Origin of the sequence: Belliella marina, from assembly GCF_042682445.1 — a bacterium.
Lineage (GTDB): Bacteria > Bacteroidota > Bacteroidia > Cytophagales > Cyclobacteriaceae > Belliella > Belliella marina.
The window spans coordinates 199,602-223,210 of record NZ_JBHUHR010000031.1; the positions used below are offsets into that span (position 1 = coordinate 199,602).

Annotated in this window: 21 protein-coding genes and 1 pseudogene; 21 read left to right on the plus strand and 1 reads right to left on the minus strand. The window is 37.1% G+C overall.

Annotated features, from left to right (window positions below):
* Nucleotides 1–511 (plus strand): sigma-54-dependent Fis family transcriptional regulator (locus ACFSKL_RS11460; protein WP_376886371.1); only part of this gene is annotated, 511 nt, incomplete at its 5' end.
* 25 nt (nt 512–536) lie between these two features.
* On the opposite strand, the gene ACFSKL_RS11465 is transcribed toward ACFSKL_RS11460, so the two are convergent.
* Nucleotides 537–2,648: a sigma 54-interacting transcriptional regulator gene (locus ACFSKL_RS11465; RefSeq protein WP_376886373.1), complete on the minus strand. Its 2,112-nt coding sequence runs from the start codon at nt 2,646–2,648 to the stop codon at nt 537–539.
* Nucleotides 2,649–3,056: 408 nt separating this feature from the next.
* On the opposite strand from ACFSKL_RS11465, the gene ACFSKL_RS11470 reads away from it, so the two are divergent.
* The 20 genes and pseudogenes from ACFSKL_RS11470 to ACFSKL_RS11565 all read left to right on the plus strand — a co-directional run bounded on the left by ACFSKL_RS11470 (nt 3,057) and on the right by ACFSKL_RS11565 (nt 23,451).
* Nucleotides 3,057–3,743 carry a hydrolase gene (locus ACFSKL_RS11470; RefSeq protein WP_376886374.1) on the plus strand — a complete coding sequence of 229 codons (687 nt, stop codon included), beginning with the start codon at nt 3,057–3,059 and terminating at the stop codon, nt 3,741–3,743.
* A gap of 166 nt (nt 3,744–3,909) precedes the next feature.
* Complete coding sequence (locus ACFSKL_RS11475; RefSeq protein ID WP_376886375.1) at nt 3,910–4,437, plus strand: YceI family protein; 528 nt, start codon at nt 3,910–3,912, stop codon at nt 4,435–4,437.
* 399 nt (nt 4,438–4,836) lie between these two features.
* Nucleotides 4,837–5,118 (plus strand): GNAT family N-acetyltransferase, encoded by a 282-nt coding sequence (locus ACFSKL_RS11480; protein ID WP_376886377.1) that lies wholly within the window; start codon nt 4,837–4,839, stop codon nt 5,116–5,118.
* 12 nt (nt 5,119–5,130) lie between these two features.
* Nucleotides 5,131–5,343 (plus strand): (4Fe-4S)-binding protein, encoded by a 213-nt coding sequence (locus tag ACFSKL_RS11485; RefSeq protein WP_376886379.1) that lies wholly within the window; start codon nt 5,131–5,133, stop codon nt 5,341–5,343.
* A 10-nt stretch (nt 5,344–5,353) separates the two neighbouring features.
* Entirely contained in the window at nt 5,354–6,535 is a 1,182-nt protein-coding gene (locus tag ACFSKL_RS11490; protein WP_376886380.1) for a cation:proton antiporter, read from the plus strand.
* Nucleotides 6,528–6,785: a glutaredoxin family protein gene (locus ACFSKL_RS11495; protein WP_376886381.1), complete on the plus strand. Its 258-nt coding sequence runs from the start codon at nt 6,528–6,530 to the stop codon at nt 6,783–6,785. The genes ACFSKL_RS11490 and ACFSKL_RS11495 overlap by 8 nt, the downstream gene beginning before the upstream one ends.
* Before the next feature lie 279 nt (nt 6,786–7,064).
* On the plus strand, nt 7,065–8,033 hold the full coding sequence (locus tag ACFSKL_RS11500; RefSeq protein WP_376886382.1) for a zinc-dependent alcohol dehydrogenase family protein: 969 nt from the start codon (nt 7,065–7,067) through the stop codon (nt 8,031–8,033).
* A gap of 113 nt (nt 8,034–8,146) precedes the next feature.
* Nucleotides 8,147–8,635 (plus strand): VOC family protein, encoded by a 489-nt coding sequence (locus tag ACFSKL_RS11505; protein WP_376886383.1) that lies wholly within the window; start codon nt 8,147–8,149, stop codon nt 8,633–8,635.
* Nucleotides 8,636–8,709: 74 nt separating this feature from the next.
* Nucleotides 8,710–9,681 carry an alpha/beta hydrolase gene (locus ACFSKL_RS11510; protein WP_376886384.1) on the plus strand — a complete coding sequence of 324 codons (972 nt, stop codon included), beginning with the start codon at nt 8,710–8,712 and terminating at the stop codon, nt 9,679–9,681.
* 71 nt (nt 9,682–9,752) lie between these two features.
* A complete protein-coding gene (locus tag ACFSKL_RS11515) occupies nt 9,753–10,160 on the plus strand; it encodes a DUF4260 domain-containing protein (protein ID WP_376886385.1) in 408 nt (135 codons plus the stop codon).
* Nucleotides 10,144–10,264: pseudogene (locus ACFSKL_RS11520) on the plus strand (helix-turn-helix domain-containing protein); the annotation flags it as partial. The gene ACFSKL_RS11515 and the pseudogene ACFSKL_RS11520, both read left to right, overlap by 17 nt.
* 199 nt (nt 10,265–10,463) lie before the next feature.
* The gene (locus ACFSKL_RS11525) at nt 10,464–11,048 is read left to right on the plus strand and encodes an RNA polymerase sigma-70 factor (protein WP_376886386.1); all 585 of its coding nucleotides are present in this window, start codon (nt 10,464–10,466) and stop codon (nt 11,046–11,048) included.
* Nucleotides 11,049–11,186: 138 nt separating this feature from the next.
* Nucleotides 11,187–12,230 (plus strand): FecR family protein, encoded by a 1,044-nt coding sequence (locus ACFSKL_RS11530; protein ID WP_376886387.1) that lies wholly within the window; start codon nt 11,187–11,189, stop codon nt 12,228–12,230.
* Nucleotides 12,231–12,442: 212 nt separating this feature from the next.
* Nucleotides 12,443–15,871 (plus strand): SusC/RagA family TonB-linked outer membrane protein, encoded by a 3,429-nt coding sequence (locus tag ACFSKL_RS11535; protein ID WP_376886388.1) that lies wholly within the window; start codon nt 12,443–12,445, stop codon nt 15,869–15,871.
* 58 nt (nt 15,872–15,929) lie between these two features.
* Nucleotides 15,930–17,432 (plus strand): RagB/SusD family nutrient uptake outer membrane protein, encoded by a 1,503-nt coding sequence (locus ACFSKL_RS11540; RefSeq protein ID WP_376886389.1) that lies wholly within the window; start codon nt 15,930–15,932, stop codon nt 17,430–17,432.
* Nucleotides 17,433–17,450: 18 nt separating this feature from the next.
* Nucleotides 17,451–18,284: a DUF4843 domain-containing protein gene (locus tag ACFSKL_RS11545; protein ID WP_376886390.1), complete on the plus strand. Its 834-nt coding sequence runs from the start codon at nt 17,451–17,453 to the stop codon at nt 18,282–18,284.
* Between the two features lie 151 nt (nt 18,285–18,435).
* The gene (locus tag ACFSKL_RS11550; protein ID WP_376886391.1) at nt 18,436–19,851 is read left to right on the plus strand and encodes a PKD-like family lipoprotein; all 1,416 of its coding nucleotides are present in this window, start codon (nt 18,436–18,438) and stop codon (nt 19,849–19,851) included.
* Between the two features lie 264 nt (nt 19,852–20,115).
* Entirely contained in the window at nt 20,116–20,988 is an 873-nt protein-coding gene (locus tag ACFSKL_RS11555; RefSeq protein ID WP_376886392.1) for a S1 family peptidase, read from the plus strand.
* A 65-nt stretch (nt 20,989–21,053) separates the two neighbouring features.
* Entirely contained in the window at nt 21,054–22,166 is a 1,113-nt protein-coding gene (locus ACFSKL_RS11560; protein ID WP_376886393.1) for a redoxin domain-containing protein, read from the plus strand.
* Nucleotides 22,167–22,764: 598 nt separating this feature from the next.
* Nucleotides 22,765–23,451, plus strand: a complete 687-nt coding sequence (locus tag ACFSKL_RS11565) for an NAD(P)H-binding protein (protein WP_376886394.1) — start codon at nt 22,765–22,767, stop codon at nt 23,449–23,451.
* The last annotated feature ends 158 nt before the right edge of the window (nt 23,452–23,609 follow it).

The following is a 23,609-nucleotide window of genomic DNA, read 5'->3' on the forward strand; positions in this document are numbered from 1 at the left end:
ACGCAAAGGCTTGTTTAGGGAAGATCTGTATTATAGATTGAATGTTTTTCCAATCTATAATATCCCTTTGAGAGAAAGAAAAGATGATATACCCTTATTGGCCCAATATTTCTTGGAAAAGTATTCTGCCAAAGCCGGGAAAGCTTTCAGGCGTATTTCAACAAAAACAATTGAATGTTTGATGAATTACAACTTTCCGGGTAATATCAGAGAGCTGGAAAATTTGATAGAACGCGCCGTAATAGTAGAGAATGGGACAACACTGGGGCCTGGAAGTTGGATACCTGAGAAGGATAACTTAGACCTCAACGATGAGTTTCAGTCCTTTGAAGACAAACAAAAAGAATACATCATAAAGGTACTCGAACATACAAATTGGAGAATCAGCGGCCCCAATGGAGCTGCGGCAATTTTAAAGATGAAGGACAAAACCCTTTTTGCAAAAATGAAAAGGTTGGGTATTGAAAAGTCGGTTAGCTTGAAATCTATTGCAAATGATAGAAGTAATTAGGGATTCTATTTTTTAATTTCATGCTTTAGATTTTCAATGAAACCTGTTTTTCGATTCCAAGACGTTTCATTTTGGCAAATAAGGTTTTACCCTTTAAGTTTAATATTGTCGCAGCTCCTTTATCTCCTGTAACCCTCCAATCAGTATGATTGAGAACATCAATAATATGATCACGTTGCAAGTCTTCAAAAGTCTTGAATTTTTCGCTGAAGGCTTTAATATCCGATTTGGGCATCCAAATGCCAGGATCCAAAATAGATCCGCTTTCAATAATCACAGCCCGCTCGATTAAGTTCTCAAGCTCTCTGATGTTGCCTGGAAAATTATAATCCATTAACAAGTCCAAGGTCTTTTTTGATAAACGCTTAAAAGCTTTACCTGCTTTTGTTCCATATTTTTCCAAAAAAAATTGCGCTAGTAATGGAATGTCTTCTTTTCTTTCACGCAGGGGTATGTTATAGATTGGAAAAACATTCAAACGGTAATAAAGATCTTCCCTAAAACTTCCTTCCTTTATCATATCTTCCAGACGCCTGTTGGTGGCAGCTATGATGCGTACATCTACTTTTATGGTTTTTGTACCGCCTAGTGTATCAAATTCACCTTCCTGTATTACACGAAGTAATTTAGATTGCAATTCGATTGGCAACTCGCCTATTTCATCAAGAAAAATAGTGCCTCCATCGGCAAGCGTGAATTTCCCGGCCTTATCGGAAATTGCACCGGTAAAAGCTCCTTTTTTGTGTCCGAACAATTCACTTTCAATAAGTTCTTTGGGTAAAGTAGCGCAATTTACCTTGATTAGAGGTCTATCTTTTCTTTGGCTGTTTGAGTGAATTGCATTTGCCAATAGTTCTTTACCTGTACCAGATTCTCCTGTAATGAGCACCGTGGCCATAGTTGGAGCTACTTGCACTACTTGCTTTAAAACCTTTCCATATGATTTGCTTTTACAGATGATTTTGTCAAAATTGATGTTGCTTTTTATTTCTTCTTGTAAGTATTCGTTTTCATTTTCAAGACGATTCTTTAAAGTTTTTATTTCTTCTAATGCCTGATACAATTCCAAATCGCGTGCTTTCTTTTCGGAAACATCTCTTACTATAGCGCAGTTATAATCTTCGTTGTTATAGCATATATGATAGGATATTAACTCAACCGGAAATTTGGTGAGGTCTTTACGGGTAATCAACCTATCTAGAATCATAGATCCTTTTTGCTTGACTTCTGCAAATTGGGTATGCCAAAGTTCATGGCTCACAGAGGGATCCAATCTGTAAATATTGGTGTTGTTTATTTCTTCATCTGTATATCCCAACTGTTTTTTTACGGATTCACTATAATGCAACAAATCCCCGTTACTATTAAAAACATAAATCAAATCAGTTGATTTATCAATAATCTCCTTGAATAGACGGAGTGATTTTTCTCTTGATTTTTGCTCTGAAATATCCTGAAAAACTAGGGTGATCTTATACAACTTCGCTTCCTTTAATACCGGTTTACAAACGACCCTAATATATCGTTTCTTCACTTCATTTGTTTCCAGAATTTCATCAAAAGGGATTGCATCTTCTATGGCACTTTTCATAAGGGATTCGACAGAATTCGTTTCTGCGAAGTAATTGACGAGGCTTTTTGGTTGTAAATCGTCTTTTTCTGTGGTATTGAATAATTTAAGTGTTTGGTTTGTGACCACCAAAGTTCCATTGTGGACATTTAATTCCCAGCCACCTACATTTGCCGCAAACTCCGTACTTTCCATTAGATTCTTGCGGAAAGTAAATTCAGTAGTGTCACTTATAATCCCCCAGGTATATTTTTTGCCATTTTCTTCAAAATATGTTGAAAAAACTTCTACATCAAAGAATTTACCCTTCTTATCCATATGTACCGTTTGAAAAACAGCCGACCCTTTATTCTCTATAATCTGCCAATGATTTTTCCAAACATTGTCGTTTAGTGTCGGGTTAATATCAAGGATGGAAAGCCTTGATATTTCACTGGGAAGATACCCTAGCTTTTTGCATAATTTATTGTTTGCGTAGACAACTTTTCCTGCCTTGTCCAGCCATATAACTTCATACGGGAGGTCTTCAAATAACAACTCTTTGGTAACTGGATCTTTACTTTTCATATAAGGCTATTTTGAAGATTGAAAATACATAAAAAAATTCTAAAATATTAGAAAAGTATAATAATTAAGAAAAATATGATCTGTTAAAATGTTTGTAAACAACTGATATATAGATGTTTGTAACTTTGGCACATAATTAGTTTTAAAAGTACCAAATCGAACTACACAAGGTGAAGAATTTTACAAAAAATCAAGATTGCAAGTTTCTTTTTGTTTGACGATTAAGTTTAGAATCTTCTAATGGTTATCCTGAATACGAGATAAGACTTTGAATGCCAAAATAAAAAAAAAATAATCACTCAGACGAATTCTGGAAAAGAACTGCTGTTGATGGAAGTCCCCATGAATTGCCAAAAAAAATATCAAACAATTATTTATAACAGTCTGAAAAGTCATAAACCAATTTTAATGAAAAAAGCAGTTTTATTTATTTCTCTGGGATTATTGAGCGTGTCAGTGTTCGCTCAGAAACCGAGCCCGGAATTGTTGAGTCCCACTAACCATGCTTTGGTTATGATAGACCATGAAGGCCAAATGGCATTTGCAACAAACAGTATCTCAATGGAAGAATTGAGAAATAATGTAGCACTGGTAGTAGGTGCTTCCAACATATTCAACATACCAACTGTAATCACCACCGTGGCGGAAGGATCATTTAGTGGACCGGTGTTTCCGGAGATCTTGGAAGCCTATCCGGATAAGTCGACCTATATAGACCGCACCACAATGAATACATGGGAAGATATCAACGCCCATAAGGCCATCACAGGTAAAGGCAAAAAGAAATTGGTTATGGGTGGGCTCTGGACCAGTGTATGTATCGTAGGTCCGGTATTGTCTGCAATCGATGAAGGATATGAAGTCTATGTAATTACCGATGCATCAGGCGATATTTCAAAGGAAGCACATGACCAGTCGGTTACCCGCATGGTTCAGGCAGGAGCGAAACCAATTACATCTTTGCAATATCTTCTCGAATTACAAAGAGATTGGGCAAGACAAGAAACTTATAAGGCTGTAAATGATTTGGTTGTAAAAAATGGCGGTGCATATGGCTTAGGTGTTCAATATGCAAGGGAAATGTTGAAGCACTAATGCCAACTACAACCTCAATCGAAGTCCAAGGTAGTGTTGAAGATATTTCTAAACAGATCGTATCGAAATAAAACCTCGGCCCCAATTAACACACCAAAATGATCTCTGGATAGTTTTTGGATAGCATCAAATTAAACAAACAAATAATAATTTAAACAATTAAATAATGAGCATTCAAGCAAAAACAAAGTGGAAAATTGACTTAGCCCATTCAGAAATCGGCTTCAAGGTAAAACACATGATGATTTCTACAGTAACAGGTCATTTTGAAGATTTCAATGCAACTGCTGAAACCGATAATGATGGTTTTGTAAATGCAGAATTTGCCTTCGTCGCCAAAACAAATTCTATCAATACAAAAAATAAGGATAGGGACGGGCATTTAAAGTCAGATGATTTTTTCAATGCTGAGAAATATCCTGAGTTATCTTTTAAATCTAAATCCTTCGATGGGGAAACATTAGTGGGGGATTTGACTATTAGAGATATTACAAAAGAGGTTAAATTGGATGTTGATTTTAATGGTATAGCAGTAGATCCCTACGGGCAAACCAAGGCTGGCTTTGAAGCTACAGGAACTATTAACAGAAAGCATTTTAACCTTACCTGGAGTGCAGTCACAGAGACAGGTAGTATTGTGGTAAGTGATACTGTAAAACTGTTTGTAAATATTCAATTTATCAAATCGGCATAAGATCTCAATGCCAGTAAAATTTAGAAACCACTCTGGTCAGTTCGAATCGTTTGGACAGTCTAAACTTCTAGAAGTTTATCCTAATCTTTATACTGATTTGAAGATGAACTATTGGTGTTAGGTTTTGCTGGTTTTTGATATTATACATTACAGTATGGTGAATAAGTTTATTTTATGGATTTTGGATTTCTGTTGAAAATGGAGAATTAAAATAGCCGATGGGTTTGGCTTCCTTATAAATTTATATAGGGATGGGATTTTTTCCAGGAACACATACAAGTGAGTTCTCTGTTTTTTTTTTATTTTATTTATAAGAGCTTTATTATCAGATATTTGAATTGTTGTTTCAACTGGCTAAATTGAATAAGAAAATATACTAAAACTTACATTAAAGTAATTATGGAAATTGAAATTAAGGAAATAGACGCCAAAGGGTATTCAATGGCTAAGGATGGCGGAAAGCAGATCGGTATGATGACTTATTCCATTGCCGGAGAATCATTGCTAATTATAGACCATACAGAAGTTGATCCGGCATATTCGGGCAAAGGTGTTGGCAATCAAATGCTAGATAAGATTGTGGAAATGGCAAGGGTGAAAAATGTTAAAATTATCCCCTTATGCCCGTTTGCTGCATCTGTATTCAAAAAAACGGATAATTATAAAGACGTATTGAAGTAAAAAAAAGGAGTTATGGAAATAATTAAAGAATATCAAAAAGATGATTTAACCATAGTATGGCAGCCAAAGAAATGCATACATGCAGGTGTTTGCGTAAAAACTTTGCCAGCGGTATATAACCCAAAAGCAAAGCGTTGGATTTCTGCAGAAAACGCGTCAAAAGAAGAGTTGAAGAATCAAATAAGTACATGCCCATCAGGTGCACTTAGTTATCGGGAACTCTAAAATAAATCTTATGCAACACCATATACTAATTAACATATGTGCCATTTTTGGCATAGCCACAGCCGTTGTCATTATTTGTAGATTCTTAAAGATTCGGTACATCATCGGATATCTAATTACAGGTGTCCTGCTCAGTCCTAATACTTCAAGATTATTTGCAAATATGGAAGAGGTTGAGGTCTATGCGGAAATTGGAATTATACTTCTTTTATTTACTATTGGACTTGAATTTTCATTTACCAACCTGAAAAAAATCCAAAAATATGTTTTAGGGGGTGGGACAGCACAAGTTTTATTTACCATTATCATTACCTCGGGACTTATTTGGCTTGTAATGCGCCCTAGCTGGGAAGAAAGTGTGTTTTGGGGTTTTTTATACGCACTGAGTAGTACTGCCATTGTGATAAAAACTTTGCAAGATTCCAATAAAATAGCAACACCTCATGGTAAGTTTATTCTTGCCGTTTTGCTGTTTCAGGATATTATAATTGTCCCTCTGATGTTGTTTACACCTATTATCGCCGGAGTGGGTGGAGATTCTACTTTAGCATTTGTTTGGCTATTGGCCAAACTGGTTTTGATGGGTGGAATTGCCTATATACTGACCCGTTTTGTAATTCCTTATTTCTTAAAGACTGTCATGAAAGTACAAAGTCAAGAAGTGTTTTTGATTGCTACAGTATTTATAGTAACAGGGATTGCCTTAATAACAGAGCAGCTTGGTCTTTCACTTGCCTTGGGAGCTTTTATCGCAGGTTTGATCATAGCTGAAACAGATTACAGCCATATGGCGATTTCTTGCTTTTTGCCATTTCGCTATGTGTTTATGAGCTTCTTTTTTATCTCTATGGGTATGCTTCTCAATTATGAGATATTTTTGACTGATTTCGGTTGGATCCTGTTTTGGATAGTTTTTGCATTTTTCGTAAAAGCAATAGCTGGGATACTGGCAGTAAAAGTGATGGGACTGGACTGGAAAGTAGCTTTGGCTGTTGGATTTTCAATTGCCCAAATTGGAGAATTTTCCTTTGTGCTTGCGCAAAGCGGATTGAAATATGAATTGATCAGTGCCAATAACTATCAAATATTTTTGGCAGTATCAATTATCCTAATGTCCCTTACACCATTCATCGTTGCAAACGCAGAAAAAATACACCCTTTGATCTTAAAATATACAACAAAAAATGGATAAGCATAAATTACAGCTATACGGAACTGATTGGTGTCCAAAGTCATCTGCACTGCGAAACTATTTGCAAAGTAAATGGATTGAGTTCGATGATTTTAACGTAGAGACAGACCCTGAAGCAGATGCTAGAGTTCGGGGTCTTTATGAAGGGAATTTGAAATTCCCTACAATAATGGCAGGTGATGACTTTATCAAAAATCCTACAATAGTACAACTGAATGAGTTTTTGGAAAAGCACAACATTGACTATTGAAGATATGGATTTTGATAGATAATGATTTATATTCTAATAAAAACCACATCTGGCAATCATTTCTCAATATTGATGACTCAATTGAAGCGAAGGAACTACCGGTAAGCTTTAGTCTTAATTTTCAGGATTTGTCAGAACTAAAAAGGGACAGTTAGATCAGAAAGAATTAAGTGATCAATTTCATTTTGCAAGTTTGTACCGAAACAAAACTCGCCATCCATTTGAAACATTTTTTTTTCAACGATTATATGAAGCATTTAACTTAAAAAAAATATTATCATGAAAGCAGCAGTATTAAATGAATTCGGGTCTTTTGACAGTTTTAAAATTACAGAAATACCTACTCCTACACCAAAATTTAAAGAAGTATTGGTAAAGGTTCTTGCCTCTTCTGTCAATCCTTTGGATTTTCAAGTTCGTCGAGGAGATTACAAAAATGAGTTAGTCTTACCTGTTATTACGGGTCACGATATCTCAGGTGTAATTGTGGAAATTGGCCCTGGAGTCGAAAATTTCCAAGTGGGTGATGAAGTCTATTATTCTCCTGAAATTTTTAAGGGACAAGGAAGCTATGCGCAATATCACTGTGCCCATGAATCTATAATTGGCTTAAAGCCTAAAAACATAAGCCATTTAGAAGCTGCAACACTTCCATTGGCTGCCGGTACTGCCTGGGAAATGCTTGTGACAAGAGCACAACTTAAAATTAATCAGACTATTTTGATTCACGGAGGTGCAGGTGGGGTAGGAATACCGACTATTCAAATAGCCAAAGCAATGGGAGCAACTGTATTTACAACCGCAAGAAAAGTCCATCATGAGTTTCTTCTTGGCTTGGGGGCAGACTATGTCATTGACTACAAAAATGAAGGTTACATTCAGAAAATCAATCAATTGACAAACAATGAGGGAGTAAATGTGGTCATTGATACAATCGGCAATAATACCCTTTCTGAAAGCGGAAAAATCCTGAGTCAGTTAGGACAAGTGGTTTCTATAGTAGATATTGAAAAACCTCAAAATTTAATTGAAGCTTGGGGGAAAAATGCGACGTATCACTTTGTTTTTACTAGACAAAGTAGAAATAAACTTGATGAACTGACAAAGCTCGTGGAGAATGGAAAGCTAAAACCTGTTTTAACAAAAACTTTCTCTTTATCAGATATAGGTAAGGCCCATGGTCTTTTGGAAACAAAAGCTGGCGATGCTGATTTCTACGGTAAAATTGCAATAGAGATTGAACATTGAATCCTTGATTCCCTAGAATAGGAGCCTTGATCCACATGAAAACTGAATGCTAAAATCTTTTGTTTTCTTGTGTGTCAGAATCAAGATTGTCAAAAAAAAAAAATAATTAAAAAATGCAAGATAATTATATAATTCCAGCTTCGACAAGAGTAGGCCATGTACATCTTAAAGTTACGGACCTGAAACGCTCCTTGGAATTTTATTGCGGTCTATTGGGTTTCGAAATCACTTTATTGTATGGTGATGAAGCTGCATTTATATCGGCAGGAGGATACCATCATCATATTGGCCTAAATACATGGTTCAACAAGGGAGGCTCCAAAGCGGAAAAAAACACAGTGGGTTTATTCCATACCGCATTAGTCTATCCTTCTAAAAGGGATTTGGCTGTAATTTACAATAGACTTAAAGATTCGAAATACCCATTAACGGGGGCTTCAGACCATGGGGTTTCTCTTGCAATCTACCTTGATGATCCAGATGGAAATGGTGTTGAGCTTTATTGGGACAGACCAAAGGAGGAATGGCCGAAGAATGTGGATGGCTCCCTGATGATGTATTCCAAGCGGCTATATATAGATGATTTGTTGGGAGATTTGTGATATCATGAAATGCAGTGAATTGTAACTGCCCTAAAAATCAGATGACACTATAAAATTTATATAAGATTAAAAAAATGAAACTAAAGAATAGCTTTAAATTTCTAATTGTTGCTGTAGTTGCCAGTTCGGGATTTGTACTAAGTTTAATGTTTTTTTCATCCTATTCGCAAGCCCAACATGTTGGGATTTCTGAAGATAGGGCAACTGTCCTAAGGGATAATTATTCAGGGCTACACCACCTAATTCACACTTCCGATGGAGAGACTTTGTTTTTGCGTCGCTGGAATCCTGATTTAGTAAACTCAGAAAGAAAGGAAGTAGCAATATTGATTCTTCATGGTTTTACGGCCCATAGCGGAGCCTATGATATGGTTGGAATACCATTTTCTGAAAGTGGTTACACTACTTTTGGATTAGACTATAGGGGCCATGGCTTGTCGGGTGGAAACAGAGGTGATACACCGGGAAAGAAAAGATGGATATCCGATTTGGCTGAGGCGGTGGTATTTATAAAAGAACTAGGGTATTCTGAGGTGGTTGTATTGGGACATAGCTTAGGTGTCGCGGCTTCATTTACTGTTGCAAATGCAGTTCCCTACGAGATAGCAGGTTTGGTTTTGCTGTCTGGCGCATACGAAGGAAGAGATGGATTATCAAAACCACCTTCATTTCTAGATAAAGTGAGATTTGTTGCAAGTGCCATATTCCGTCCATCTCATCAATCAGTTGATTATTACAGAGAAGGAATGACAGTACTTCAAGACAGTCTATTTACTATGAAATATACTCCGAGATTCCTGATGATGCTTGATGTTAGAACACTCAGGTTGCCAGATGACATGAATATTCCCGTATTGGTAGGCATAGGTGATAATGACGAATTATTCACTGTGGAAAAAGTTAAAGAACTGTATGATTTGATCCCTGGAAATAAAAAGGAGTTTTTGGTAATGGAAAATACAACACACTCAATAATCCCTCGGGAAAGCTGGATGCAGGTAGTCGATTGGCTTGATCGTTCCTTTGTCATTTCTGAAGTGAATTGAAAAAATAACTAATGAACTGGATATAAATGACTTAAAACGTTTAAACAGTTTAAAACATAAATATAAAAGTCATGACTAAAAATATTGAGAATCTTCTGAAACTTGAGGAATTGGGACAGTTTTTACTCTCAATAATCTTGTTTAATCAATTAGACTATTCATGGTGGGTTTATCCTGCCTTACTTCTGTTGCCCGACCTATCGATGGTTGGCTATTTGGTCAATACTAGAAAAGGAGCTATGCTCTACAATTTGTTTCACCATAAATTATTTGCAGTTATCATCTTGGCTTTGGGATATTGGTGTAATGTTTCGGAGTTAACACTTGCTGGTATAATTCTATTTGGTCATTCGGCAATGGATAGGATTTTTGGATATGGACTAAAATACCCTGACAATTTCAAAAATACCCATTTGGGATGGATCGGGGAAAAAGATGATTTTATCAAAAGAAAACATCAGGCAATTAAGCACCAATGAAATCGCTTACGGACTTGGTTTTGAGCATTCGCAGTCCTTCAATAAATTATTCAAACAAAAAAACAAATCAGACGCCTGTTACGTTTCGAGTGGCTTTTAATTAAATATGGCTGGCAAATTATCTCCGAGCTTAAATTTAATGGTATGAAAAGTTTTTGTTATTTCTGAATTGGTAAAGAAACTGGGATCTGATTGGGGATTTACTGTTTTTATTAAGCTGATAATGTTATTTTAAAAATTATTTTACTTAGTTTACATTCATTAATGAAAGGCTTTGGCATTTTGAATATTAACAAAAACTCTATGGATTATTCTTTGCTACGAGATGAAGAGTTAGTTGATCATTTAGTAAAGGGAGAAGATGAAAAAGCCTTTCGGGAAATATACAACCGGTATTGGAAACCAATATTTTTGCAGGCATATAGAAAGACGGGCGATAGGGAAACTGCAGAGGGACTGACTCAAGATCTATTCATGAGCTTATGGGATAGAAGGAATATGGTAGGCATTCAGCATCTTTCGGGCTGGCTGAATCAATCCATCCGCTATGCCATCATTAATTTTTACAAATCTCAGTTGGTAAAGGAAAAGTACCAGCATTTTGCCAAAAACCATTTTAATTCTTCTGAGAGCAGTACCGATCATTTGGCTAGACTGAATGAACTATCGGAAAGTATCAGCCAAGCTTTGAATTCCCTACCTGAAAAAACAAGAACTATCTTTAAAATGAGTCGGGAGGAAAACAAGCCAGTAAAGGAAATTGCAAGCCTATTGGATCTTTCCGAAAAAGCGGTAGAATACCATATCAGCCAAAGCCTCAAAAAGATGCGGATTTATCTAAAAGATTACTTGGTAGGGCTTCTTTTTTTGATTGTAAAGACTTGGTAGTCTTATTAAGGGGATCTAATGCATTCAAATTCCTGTATTATCCCAAAAGGAATAAATTAAAAAAAAATCACAAAAATATCATCTAGTATTTAGGGATTGAATCGGTCTGATTGACTATACACTTGAATAGAGCAAATTATGAGCAAAGATTACCTTCACAATTTACTGGAACGCTACCAATCGGGACAATGCTCCGATGAAGAACGGGAAATCGTGGAAGCATGGTACGATTCTTTAGGGAAAAAGAACAGTTTATCCGAGATAAGTGAACAGGAGTTAGAATCGGTAAAGGAAAGAGTGTGGACTCATGTCAACATACAGCATTCGGAGTCAATAAAAATAGAGAGAAAGGCAATTCCTCACAAAGGTGCTGTTCAGCTGCGGCCGAGGTTATTGGTTGCTGCGGCAGTTATAGGAATTGTAATTTGCGCCACATTATTTTTCAATATTTACAACAGGCCATCCGGATTTTTGCAACAAAAGCGTATAGCGGCAATTGAAAGCCCTATTACGATAGAAAACCATACGGATTCACTCATGAGGTTAAAGTTGGCAGATGGAAGCATGGTTACCCTTGATGTTGGAGCCAAGATAATCTTTCCTGAGGATTTTGAGCAGGATAGAAGAGAGGTATTCTTGTGGGGAGAGGCATTTTTTGAAGTGAGCAAAAATGCCGAAAGTCCTTTTTATGTATATGCTTCCAATTTAATTACCAAAGTGGTTGGAACAAGTTTTTTTGTACGGTCAGGTGATTTCCAGGAGAGTGAAGTGGAAGTGGTTACAGGAAAAGTCGTGGTAACTGCGAATGACCAAAGAATATTTGCAGGTAAAAAAGAGGTATACATCACACCTAATCAAAAGGTGGTCTTTGATTCTGATTCCAAAAAATTAGTACCGACAATTGTGGAAAACCCTAATCCACTCAAGAGTGCACAAGCGATCGTTGAGTTTGGGTTTATATATAAAAATGTGCAGCTGCTTCAGGTTTTGAAAGATATTGAACTAACCTATGGCATCAATATCATCCCAGAAGATACGAGAATTTACAATTGCACATTTACCGGTGATTTAAATGATGAAAACATGTTTTCTAAACTTGAATTGATATGTCAATCTACAGGAATGACCTATGAAGTCCATCACACCAATATCATAATCAAAGGAAAAGCATGTAACCCTTAGCAATATCAAAACAATTATTCCACCAAATAGCAGACTATGTAGCATAATTACTATAACCTAAAACTTAGCGGAAATACCTGATCCAATCCCCAAAATTAGATCAGCTGAGCGTAGAAAAAAAACTGGCAATGCCCCAACATTGCCAGTCAAACGACTACCTGATGGTAGGATTTTGCCCCAAGTTAATTTTAGAACAATAACATTACAAATATATGAAAAAAAAGCAGTTCTTTGCTTTGACTGGTATCTTTACTAAGGTATCCATTCCCATGGCATTTATAATGACCATTGCCTTTTCAATTGGAGTTGCCAATGGACAGTTATTAGATAAAAGAGTCTCCATTTCATTGGAGAAAGTAGGAATAGAAGATTTTTTGGCGAATCTCCAGGATGTGGCAGATGTTAAGTTTGTCTATAGTCCATCGGTTATTCCCGTTAATGAAAAGGTTTCACCCAAATTCAAACAGCAAAGACTTAGTGAAGTGCTTAGTGCTACACTATCTGACTTTGGTGTGGATTACAAAGAAATGAGTGGTCAGCTTGTTCTTTTTAAACATGAACCTGTGAAAGAAAGTGCTGGAAAAGAGCGCTTAAACACCCCCGTCAATTCATCTCAAGCGACAATTCTTTTGGGTAAAATCACAAATGAAAAGGGGTTGAGTATTCCTGGCGCCACCATTATCCTAAAAGGGACCAGCATTGGGGTTACTTCCGACAATGACGGCAATTTCAGGTTCCCTATTCCGGATGATCATGAAGGGGGGATTCTGGTAATTTCCTTTATAGGCTTCAAAACCCAGGAAGTGAAAATCGGGAATCAAAGTAACTTTGAAATAATCCTCCAGGATGATATCAGCAATTTGAGTGAGGTGGTTGTAAATGGTTACTCTGAGATCAGGAAGGATTCATATACAGGAACCACGGTTACTATTTCTGGGGAGGATTTAAAGAGGACCAATCCTACCAATATTTTGGCAGCCATTCAATTGTTCGATCCTTCGTTTAGAGTGTCGGAAAATAATACTTTGGGATCCAATCCAAATGCCCTACCTGAAATAACTGTTCGGGGGTCCACTGGCTTGCCAAGTAGCACCTCAGAATCCAGCGATGGTTTCAATGTGAGCAAAGCTTCAATGCTCAACAACCCGAATCTTCCAACCTTCATTTTGGATGGTTTTCAAGTAAGCATCCAAACCGTATTTGATTTAAATTATAATAGGATTGCTTCTATCACTTTGCTGAAAGATGCAGCTGCTGCAGCTGTGTATGGGTCACGCGCTGCCAATGGCGTAGTGGTCATCACCACTAATCCTCCAGAAGAAGGCAAAATCCATGTGACGTATACTAGTGACCTTACCATTAGCGGACCGGACCTTACGGTTTATAACCTGCTAAACGCTGAAGAAAAGCTGGAATATGAGAGATTGGCAGGGCTATATAACACAAGCACAAATAGCAATGGGAATAGCCAGAATGAATTGGATTTGCTCTACTATCAAAAAAAGAAGAATGTGGTAAGTGGCGTGGACTCATACTGGTTGTCTGAACCTGTTGAGACCTCTATAGGGAATTCACAATCCATATATATTGAGGGTGGTTCCAATACGCTGCTTTATGGAGTGACAGGAAGATACCAGAAAATGAAAGGTGTCATGAAAGGTTCTGAGCGTAACAGGTATGGAGGGGATTTGACACTTAGCTATAACCTGAAAGATAAAATCACTTTTTATAATCAACTATCGATCACGGCAACAAATAGTCAGGAGTCTCCATATGGAAGTTTTTCTAACTATGCCAGAATGAATCCTTATTATCCTAAAACGGACGATAATGGCAATATTCTACAGGCAGTGGACAGCTGGCAACGTCGCGAAACCTCTGGAACCCGAGTGCAGGATGTAGTGCTCAACCCTGCATACAATGCTACCCTGAGCAATTCAGATATTGAAAATTACACCCAGATCATCAATTCGTTTTCCACTATTTATCGAATTACCCCGAATTTGCGCATGCAGGCACAAATCAGTTTAAATCGAATGCTTATGGCTAGGGATAGATACCAATCACCATTTAGCAATGAATTCTACAACTATATAGGGGATGACCTGAAAAGGAGAGGTCGTTATGACTATGCAGGATCGAATGAGACTTCTATTGATGGGAATTTTGTGGTTTCATACACTAAAGTTATAAATAAGACCCACTTTTTGAATGCATCCCTGGGAGGGAATTTAAGAGATTATAGTTCTGAATTCAAGAGTTTTGCGGCTACCGGATTCATTAGTGATAGATTTACAAATATTTCTTTTGCTAATCGATATGAAGAAAACGCTTCTCCCAATGGGGATAAGTCAATAGAAAGATTGATAGGGGTATTTGCCAATATCAACTACTCTATTGAAGATAAATATCTCTTTGATCTGGCCACGCGTATTGATGGATCTTCAAAATTCGGGACAGAGAACAAATATGCACCTTTCTGGGCAGCTGGTATTGGTTGGAACATGCATAACGAGGGCTTTTTGTCTAAATCTTCCTATATCAATAGACTAACAATCAGAGCCACTACTGGGGTTACAGGGGAGGTTTCTTTCCCATCTTACATGTCCAAAACAACTTATGAGTATAGAAATGAGTGGTATTCCACGGGTGTAGGTGCGGTGAGCCTTGGTTATGGAAATGAATCATTGAAATGGCAAAAGACACATAATTATGATTTGGGCGTAGAAGTATCACTATTAAAAAATCGAATTTACTTCTTGCCGAGGTACTATTACAGACAGACAGAGGATGTATTGGCAGATATCATTGTTCCTACATCTGTCGGATTTGGATCTTATAAAGCCAATCTTGGTGTGATGGAAAACAAGGGCTTTGAGATGATGTTGAGAACAAACGTGATCCATGGAGCGGGGGGCTGGTATGTAGGGCTTTTTGCCAACATTGCCCAAAATAAAAATACCATAAAGAAAATCTCAGAATCGCTGAAGAAATATAACGATGAGGTTGACAATGACCAGAGAGGGGCACCATTGTTAAGATTTCGGGAAGGAGAGTCCTTGAATACCATATATGCCGTTCCTTCATTGGGTATCGACCCCGAAAACGGGAGAGAACTTTATGTCAAAAAAGATGGGACAATTACCTACATATACGATGCAAAAGACAATGTGCCGGTGGGTGATAGGTCTCCCAAAATAGATGGGACTTTTGGTACAAATATTTCCTATAAGAATTTTTATCTATCTGTTAATTTTTACACAAAATTAGGAGGGGATCTTTATAACCAGACCATGGTGGACCGAGTGGAAAATGCAGATCCAAGATACAATGCGGATAGGCGGGTCTTGTCTGAAAGATGGCAGAAGCCTGGAGATGTGACATTCTTCAAGGATGTAGCGATCAGAGAAAACACCCTTGCATCATCCCGGTTTTTGCAGTCAGACAATGCAGTAGAACTGCGTTCAGCGAACCTTAGCTACGAAAGTTTTGGCAAGCTGGCAAAGGATCTGAAAATGGAGAGCCTGAGATTCTCAGTGACGATGAATGATATCTGGAGATGGGCACCTGTGAAGTTGGAACGTGGTATTGAATATCCATTTGCCAGAGTGGTTACATTCTCTGTTCAGGCCAGGTTCTGATCAGCACTAAAATCAATCAAAATTGACTTAAGAAATTTACAGTATTAAATGTATCAAAATGAAAAAGTACCTGAAATTATTTCCGTTCATATTCATTTTTTACTCATGTGGAGATTATCTGGATGTGAGACCGGAATCCCAAATTGAGAAAGAGGTATTGTTCAGCACTGAATATGGTTTCTTTGAAGCACTTAACGGTGTTTATGTGAGGTGTACTGAAGGTGATATATATGGCAATGAACTTACTTTTGGTTCTCTAGATGTTATGGCACAGAATTATTCCTTCACCAATGGCACCAATACATTGGCGGAATCTTATGCTGAGACGGCTGAATTTAAATATGAAAACAATTCTTTTGTAGACAGAAAAAATCGCATCTGGAATGGGTTATACAATGCCATTGGCAATTGTAACCTTATTCTTCAAAATGTAGATGAAAAAGAAGGTGTGTTTACGAATGGGCTTTATGCTCCGATGATTAAAGGTGAAGCTAAGGCCCTGAGAGCTTACATTCATTTTGATCTACTCCGATTGTTTGCACCATCTTTTGTCACCGGGCCTGCTGCTTCAGCCATTCCATATGTTACCAAGTATTCTACAGAAGTAACACCTCAATCCACCGTTTCAGAAGTTTTGGATTTGATAATAGCTGATCTATTGGAGGCAAGATCCCTATTGGAATCTGATCCCATTCTAGCAGAGAACTATGTAGTGGGATATACCTACAATGGTGATTTTGATGGTTTGCCGGATGATGGATCCAATGAAGAACAGGGCAACAATTTGTTTTTGCAAAACAGAAGGCACCGAATGAATTATTATGCAGTCTGTGCCGAGTTGGCAAGGGTATATCTGTATAAAAACGATAAGATCAATGCGCTCAAATATGCCTTGGAGGTAATTGATTCCGGTAAGTTTCCGTGGACAGATAAGAATGATTTTACAGCTGATGATGATAAACTTAAAGACCGTATCCTATACAAAGAATTGATTTTTGGATGGTATATACCTGCGATGGAGGTAAATCTGAGAAACAGATTTGAAAATATAGCTACCAGTACGGCAATCGTAACAGCAGAAGGTAATATCCTCTATGAAACAGGTGGTGTAGGTGCGGATGATTTTAGGTACAAAGAATGGATGAAGCAAGAAAGTGACGGCATTACTAGAAAATTACTTTTCATCAAATATAAACGTGATGCAAATGCAAACCTGCATAATTTGATGGCTCCAGCATTGCGGTTGAGTGAGATGTATTATATAGCTGCGGAATGTAGCTTTGATACTGACCCGGAAATGGCCTGGGAGTACTTCAATACAGTAAGGTTTCACCGGGGTATAGGTACAGAGATACGCAATTCAAATGATTATGAGTTGTTTATATCTGAATTGATTAAAGAGGCACGTAAAGAGTTTTACGGAGAAGGACAGATTTTCTATATGTACAAGAGGTTGAACCGGGATATTTTAGCTCAGTCTGGAGGTTCTATAGCTGCAAGAAATCAAGTCTTTGTATGGCCTATGCCAGATGATGAGATTGTTTTTGGAGACAGAAATTAATATATAAACTAGCCTAACATGAAAAGATATTTAATCATAATTATTGTAGCATCAATATGCTTGTTTTCTTGCCATGATGAAGATCAGCTTTTGTATCAATCGTCGGATAATGTTTTCTTTAATTTTGATGACGAAAACACAAACAATAGAGATAGTATTTTTTACACATTTGCCTATGATCCGAGTTTGGGATCTGATACGGTATTCCTACCGGTAACGATCTCAGGCCGAAGAGTCCCCTATGATAGGGAGTTTTATGTGTCAGTTCTTGATTCAGGGACTAGCGCTGTTGTAGGTGTCCATTATGAACCATTGAAATCCGCCTACATCATGCCAGCGGATTCGGGGAAAATGTCCATCCCCTTCATAATGTATAGCGCAGACCCTATCCTTGCGGATACTTCAGTGGCAGTCAGAATGATACTTAAAAGCAGTAAGGATTTTGGGGTTGGTTTTCCTGATTTGATTTCTGCCAAAGTATTGTTTTCCAATAGACTGGAAAAACCGGAATGGTGGGATCTCTGGGTCGGTCAGTTGGGAAATTATTCCCGTACTAAACATCAGCTTTATTTGATCTCAGTTGGAAACCAGGATTTGATTTCTTCCTATGCAGACTATCTATTCATTCCAAGAAGTCTCTTTTTGATCGATCAGTTAAGACAGTTTATCAATGACCCCTTCAGTTGGGTAGAGGCTCATTCGGATGAATACACCCTAGAAAAAGTGGATGATAAGCTTTATTATTTCTATAATATATCAAATCCGAATACGAAGTACGAACTGGCCTATTATCAGGATGATGGAAAGTTCTATTTCTACAATGAAAACAACCAACGAATAACTGTAAATTAAATACTTTCAAATGAGATGGGTTTTTCCGTCCACGATTTGACTATCCCTGTATTGAAACTATGGTCTTCAATAAAAAGAAAGCCTTTATAGTGGATGGCTTTATTGCCCTTAATCAAGTCTTAATGTATCGAAATGAAAAATATATATACCTATGAAACCATATTTTATTATAACAATATTGTGCTTTCTGATTTTGGCAACCTCATGTTATGAGGATTTAGGAAAATACGATTATGAACTCCCAGAGGAACCCATAGTATTTGGTGTTGCTGATTCTGTGTTTAGGGTGTCGGTAGGTGACAGTCTGAAAATACGTCCATTATTGAACCATAGCAAGGCAGAAAAAGACAATTTCACATATGAATGGCAAATTCAGATAGCCGAAGAACTAAGGCATGTTACTTACACAGGACAAAATCTGGAGATTCAGTTTGGATTTAAAGCCGGTAGTTATCCTGGGATTTTCAGTGTATTTGACAAGTCCAATGGAATGAAATATTTTTATCCATTCACTATAGAATCCCAAACACAATTTTCTAGGGGTATCTTGGCTCTTTGTAATGATAATGGGCAGGGCAGGCTCTCTTTTGTTAGACCTGATTCCACCGTCATCAACAACTTGTACCAAAGCCTGAATGGGGGAACTCTTCCCAACAATCCGATTCAATTGGTCCCGATTATCAATCAGGCAAATTCTAATACAGGTCATACTAGGTATTGGATTTTGGGTAATGATGAAATCAATCCAGGAGTGAGTATCAATGCGGGTACGTTGTTTTTCGAAGCAACGCTTAGGGATAATTTTTTTGCTCCTTCGTCTTCCATAGAACCAAACTACGTCTATCCAACATTTCTTGGTGCTTCTACAGGCGTATTCAATAATAAACTATATCTGGGCACTACCAGTACTCAGGATATCAGTCCGGATTATGGCAGATATGGCAACGCTATCGCAGGAGACTACAGACTTGCTCCAAGTTTCATCTACGTTGATTTTCAGTATTATCTAGGCTTTGATATTAAGCATTATCAATTTGTGCGTTTTGCCAGCAGTGGTGCATATTATGGAGTAGATTATAAAGTGAGCACAGTAGGGACAGGATTTGACCCTAAAAAGCCCGGTCTGACCTCCTTTTCCCATATGCTTTATCTGAATGGGTCAACTTCTTATGCCTATGGCACTGATTCTACAAATAATTTTGTGGAATTTAAATTCATGTTGGCCGGAGATAATTTTGTGACCGATTATGTTCGGGACTTTGCCCGTCAGGATTTGATCAATGGGTCGAATTTATGGATTGGCAATCAATTGGGAATCATCTATTTCACCTCAAATGATAAAATATATCGATACAACCCCATCAACGAAGAGATCATAGCACTCTCGGCTGATTTTGGTGCTAAAAAGGTAACCATGATTGAGTTTGTCCCAAATAGCGATTACATCATTGCCGGTACGGAAGGAAGTTTATATTATTTAGATATAGGAACTGGCAAAACGGGAAATATAGTGCATCAAATAAATGGTTTCGTTGGTGCACCTGTTGATGTTTATATCAAGAATTAATCTTTTATAAATAATATCCAATCCACTCTAATCATAAAATTCTGCAAGAAAAGAACCTCAATGTTTATTTGTATCATCTAGATCTCATCACTGGGTTTCAGGTTATATGGTAAATTAAAATTCCCTTTCTGTGGTACCTCCAAAAAGCCCTTTTCAAATTTTAGAGTTATTGGGCTTGTCATTTACTTAAGGATAGGTGGGTTTCTGTCCTCAGTATACTATTTCTATCAGTTGCATTTATTATTTTCATTAATTAGGTAAAACATGAAATTCAGGTTTTCAAAATTCAAAACTATATTGTCGGCTATACTTTTATTTCTTGGACTCGCAGGATATTCCCAGCAGCCAAAGAAGGTATATGAATCCGAAACAGGTGTCACAATAGATGATGCCGTTTTTCAACATATTGATCAGGAGGCGTATAAGCTTATGGAGCAGCGGCATCCTGAAAGGTTTGCTACTCTGGCAACTCAACTGGTCAATGATCATGTTGATCTTAAACTATTGGGTTCCCTTAGAAAAAAGCTCAAACCATCTGATATATATCAGAAAAATATATCCGGAGTACTCGTAGTAGCCACTATTTACAAATGCGATGATTGTCCTAATAACCATATCCGTGCTTCTTCCGGTTTTGTAATTGCTGAAAATGGAATTGCTGTAACAAACTACCATATTTTCAAAGGAGATGCCACAAATGAAAACTCTGATTTGGCAGTGGTCGTGATGGATTATGATGGGAATGTTTATGCTGTAAAAGAAGTTCTTGCGGCAAGCTTCAATGATGATCTGGCTATTTTTAGATTTGATCCAATGGGTGAAAAAACGAAAATCTTGCCTTTGGGTCAGGATATTGTTCCCGGTCAGGATGTAAGTATTATATCGCACCCACATTCCATGTTTTACTCCCTTACTTCTGGAGTCGCTACCAGAAGTTACCTTCGAAATGAAACTAAAAAAACCAGTATTACCGCTGAATTTTCGCAAGGCTCAAGTGGGGCGCCTGTTTTTGATGACAAAGGCAATGTAATAGGCATTGTATCTGCCACACAATCACTATATAATACCGATAAAAATATTCAGATGGTTTCAAGAGAAATAGTCCCAGTCAGTCGCTTAAAAGCTTTGATTAACTGAATTTTTTAGAACAACTTCAAAACGCAACACTATAATAAAATTTAATAAATTAAATAAAATTAATCATGAGAAATCTTTTAGCTATTATAATTTTGGCCTTGGGAGTTAATGCCTGCCAGCCGTCGAGCGAAAAATCTGTGGAAGAAGCCGGTTTCTATACCATCGAAGGTGAGATCAAAGGTCTAAATGTTGCCGAAATCTATTTTATGCACAAAGATTCCACAGGTGAGCATAAAGATACCTTAATCGTAAATAATGGGAAATTCAGTGTTAAAGGGATAACCGATGAACCTCAGTTTGTGATGATTTATTCTGATAAAGTCAGGTTTCAGAAGGTGTTTTATGTAGAAAATAAAGCAATGAACATCAAAGGCACTTTTGATTCATTGCTCCATGTTGATGTGAGTGGGTCACCTGTACAGGATGATTTTGAAGTTTTGGAAGAAAGAATTCAGACCCATAGGGATTCGGTAATGGTATATTGGAATCTGGCTCAGGAGGCTAGCAATAAAGGAGATACAATAATAGCCAATGGTTATCAGGTCATAGCCGATTCCATGTACAGATCCGAGTCCTTGATCAGGAAACAATTTATATTGGAATTCCCTCATAGCTTTGCGAGTCTGAACGAGCTTTTGAATTACAGTAATGAGGACAACCTGAACGAATCTCTTATACTTTACGCTGGATTGTCGGATGAGGTAACGAATACCAAAAAAGGGAAGGAAGTCGCCACTCACTTGGAAAACCTGGATAAGGTTAAACAAGGCAATATTGCTTTGCCATTTTCCCAGAAGGATGTTGATGGCGAGGTGGTCAGTTTGAATGATTATGATGGGAAATATGTATTGCTGGAGTTTTGGGCAAGCTGGTGTGGACCTTGCCGTGCAGAGAATCCTAACCTCAGGGCGGAATATTTGAAATATCATGATAAGGGATTTAATATTCTAGGTATTTCGCTTGATGATTCTAGGGAAAAATGGATGAAAGCATTGGTGAAAGATGACTTGCCATGGACGCAGGTGTCAGACTTAAAAGGTTGGCAAAATGAAGTGGCGATGCTTTATGGGGTCAGGGGTATTCCTGCCAACTTCCTCATTAGTCCAGATGGAATAATTATAGATAAAGGGTTGAGAGGAGAGTCGTTGAATGCCAAGCTTAGAGAGATTTTTGATTAAAGGTTTTTCTTGGAAAATCTTCCTATGAGCATTTTTTGGTAAGGCCTTGCTGAAAAACCAAAACATTTTAGAATCAAAAAACCAGTCCAGAATTTAATCTGGACTGGTTTTTTTGATATGCCTTGCATGGTAGCCACCACCTCCCCCCGCAGAACAATATATGCAGGGAAAAATCCAAAAAGTTGGAATCCAAAATGTTTTTCTAAAATAACAGAAAAATATTAATATATAGAATTTTTTAAATTTTAGAAACACTATCAAGTATCTGAAAATAAGGTCTTTATAAACATGGCATGTCTTTAGTATATGGAATGATCACAAGCCCATAAATTTGGCTGAATCTTTAGAGATAATTACTTCTGCCATTTTTTTATCGGAATAGGTGAACAGAAAAGAGTTTGTAAGATTGAAGGGTTTACAATCCTGAAAGTGAAGACTCTAATCTACAAAGTTTGGGTCATGAAAATATCAAAAGATGTTTTGGATGTATTCTCCTTATTTGAAATCAGTTTAGCATAAAGTCCTAATTAGTATGATGATTCTATGATTAGCACTAGTCTTATTTTCTTTCAATTCAGAGAATAAAAAAAAAGCTAAGATGATTAATGAAAGAAAAATAATCAGTAAAAACGAAGCTAAAATGCAAAAGAAAATTTTAATAGTAGGGGCAAGCGGACGTGTAGGTAAACTATTAACCCAAAATCTTTTGAGTAAAGGCCATAAGGTAATCGGTACTTCAAGAGCAAAGGATGAATTGTTTGAACATACAAATTATACTCAAATTCAACTCGATCTTGCTCAAGAGTTGGATGCTATTTCCCAAGATTTTCTGGAAGCAATAGACACTGTTTACTTTGTGTCTGGTTCAAGAGGAAAAAATTTGCTTCAAATAGATTTGCATGGTGCGGTAAAAACCATGCAGGTTGCCGAAAGTAAAGGGATTGTACGGTACATTATGCTAAGTGCTGTTTTTTCCTTGTCGCCTCACAAATGGAAATCAGAGGGACTTGAAAGTCTGACCGACTATTATTTGGCTAAACATTATGCAGATTTGTTCTTAATCAACCAGACGAAGTTGAACTATACAATTTTACAGCCAGGAGCATTAACTGAATCAAAAGGTTCTGGAACGATTGAATTGAATGTAGAACATCACGGTGAAAATTCAATAGAAAATGTTGCAGAAACACTTTCAGAAATACTAGAAAGTGCGTCAACCTTCAAAAAGGTTATAAGTATGCAGGATGGTCATATGGCCATAGTCAAAGCAATAGATAATTTATAATACGGATATACGGAACTTTGCCACTAACTAAAAAAAAAGCCTGATTTAGCTTAGATCCGATATTAATTGATATTAGATACTCATAGATATTCAACATAAGCAAGCAATCAACCTTGGAATTAAAGCTACTGGCAAAGAAGCATATAATCATAATTTAT

Bases quoted from the DNA above. Each gene is read 5' to 3' on its own strand.
- ACFSKL_RS11465 (WP_376886373.1), bottom strand. From the start codon at position 2,648: ATGAAAAGTAAAGATCCAGTTACCAAAGAGTTGTTATTTGAAGACCTC.
- ACFSKL_RS11470 (WP_376886374.1), top strand. From the start codon at position 3,057: ATGAAAAAAGCAGTTTTATTTATTTCTCTGGGATTATTGAGCGTGTCA.
- ACFSKL_RS11475 (WP_376886375.1), top strand. From the start codon at position 3,910: ATGAGCATTCAAGCAAAAACAAAGTGGAAAATTGACTTAGCCCATTCA.
- ACFSKL_RS11480 (WP_376886377.1), top strand. From the start codon at position 4,837: ATGGAAATTGAAATTAAGGAAATAGACGCCAAAGGGTATTCAATGGCT.
- ACFSKL_RS11485 (WP_376886379.1), top strand. From the start codon at position 5,131: ATGGAAATAATTAAAGAATATCAAAAAGATGATTTAACCATAGTATGG.
- ACFSKL_RS11490 (WP_376886380.1), top strand. From the start codon at position 5,354: ATGCAACACCATATACTAATTAACATATGTGCCATTTTTGGCATAGCC.
- ACFSKL_RS11495 (WP_376886381.1), top strand. From the start codon at position 6,528: ATGGATAAGCATAAATTACAGCTATACGGAACTGATTGGTGTCCAAAG.
- ACFSKL_RS11500 (WP_376886382.1), top strand. From the start codon at position 7,065: ATGAAAGCAGCAGTATTAAATGAATTCGGGTCTTTTGACAGTTTTAAA.
- ACFSKL_RS11505 (WP_376886383.1), top strand. From the start codon at position 8,147: ATGCAAGATAATTATATAATTCCAGCTTCGACAAGAGTAGGCCATGTA.
- ACFSKL_RS11510 (WP_376886384.1), top strand. From the start codon at position 8,710: ATGAAACTAAAGAATAGCTTTAAATTTCTAATTGTTGCTGTAGTTGCC.
- ACFSKL_RS11515 (WP_376886385.1), top strand. From the start codon at position 9,753: ATGACTAAAAATATTGAGAATCTTCTGAAACTTGAGGAATTGGGACAG.
- ACFSKL_RS11525 (WP_376886386.1), top strand. From the start codon at position 10,464: ATGGATTATTCTTTGCTACGAGATGAAGAGTTAGTTGATCATTTAGTA.
- ACFSKL_RS11530 (WP_376886387.1), top strand. From the start codon at position 11,187: ATGAGCAAAGATTACCTTCACAATTTACTGGAACGCTACCAATCGGGA.
- ACFSKL_RS11535 (WP_376886388.1), top strand. From the start codon at position 12,443: ATGAAAAAAAAGCAGTTCTTTGCTTTGACTGGTATCTTTACTAAGGTA.
- ACFSKL_RS11540 (WP_376886389.1), top strand. From the start codon at position 15,930: ATGAAAAAGTACCTGAAATTATTTCCGTTCATATTCATTTTTTACTCA.
- ACFSKL_RS11545 (WP_376886390.1), top strand. From the start codon at position 17,451: ATGAAAAGATATTTAATCATAATTATTGTAGCATCAATATGCTTGTTT.
- ACFSKL_RS11550 (WP_376886391.1), top strand. From the start codon at position 18,436: ATGAAACCATATTTTATTATAACAATATTGTGCTTTCTGATTTTGGCA.
- ACFSKL_RS11555 (WP_376886392.1), top strand. From the start codon at position 20,116: ATGAAATTCAGGTTTTCAAAATTCAAAACTATATTGTCGGCTATACTT.
- ACFSKL_RS11560 (WP_376886393.1), top strand. From the start codon at position 21,054: ATGAGAAATCTTTTAGCTATTATAATTTTGGCCTTGGGAGTTAATGCC.
- ACFSKL_RS11565 (WP_376886394.1), top strand. From the start codon at position 22,765: ATGATTAATGAAAGAAAAATAATCAGTAAAAACGAAGCTAAAATGCAA.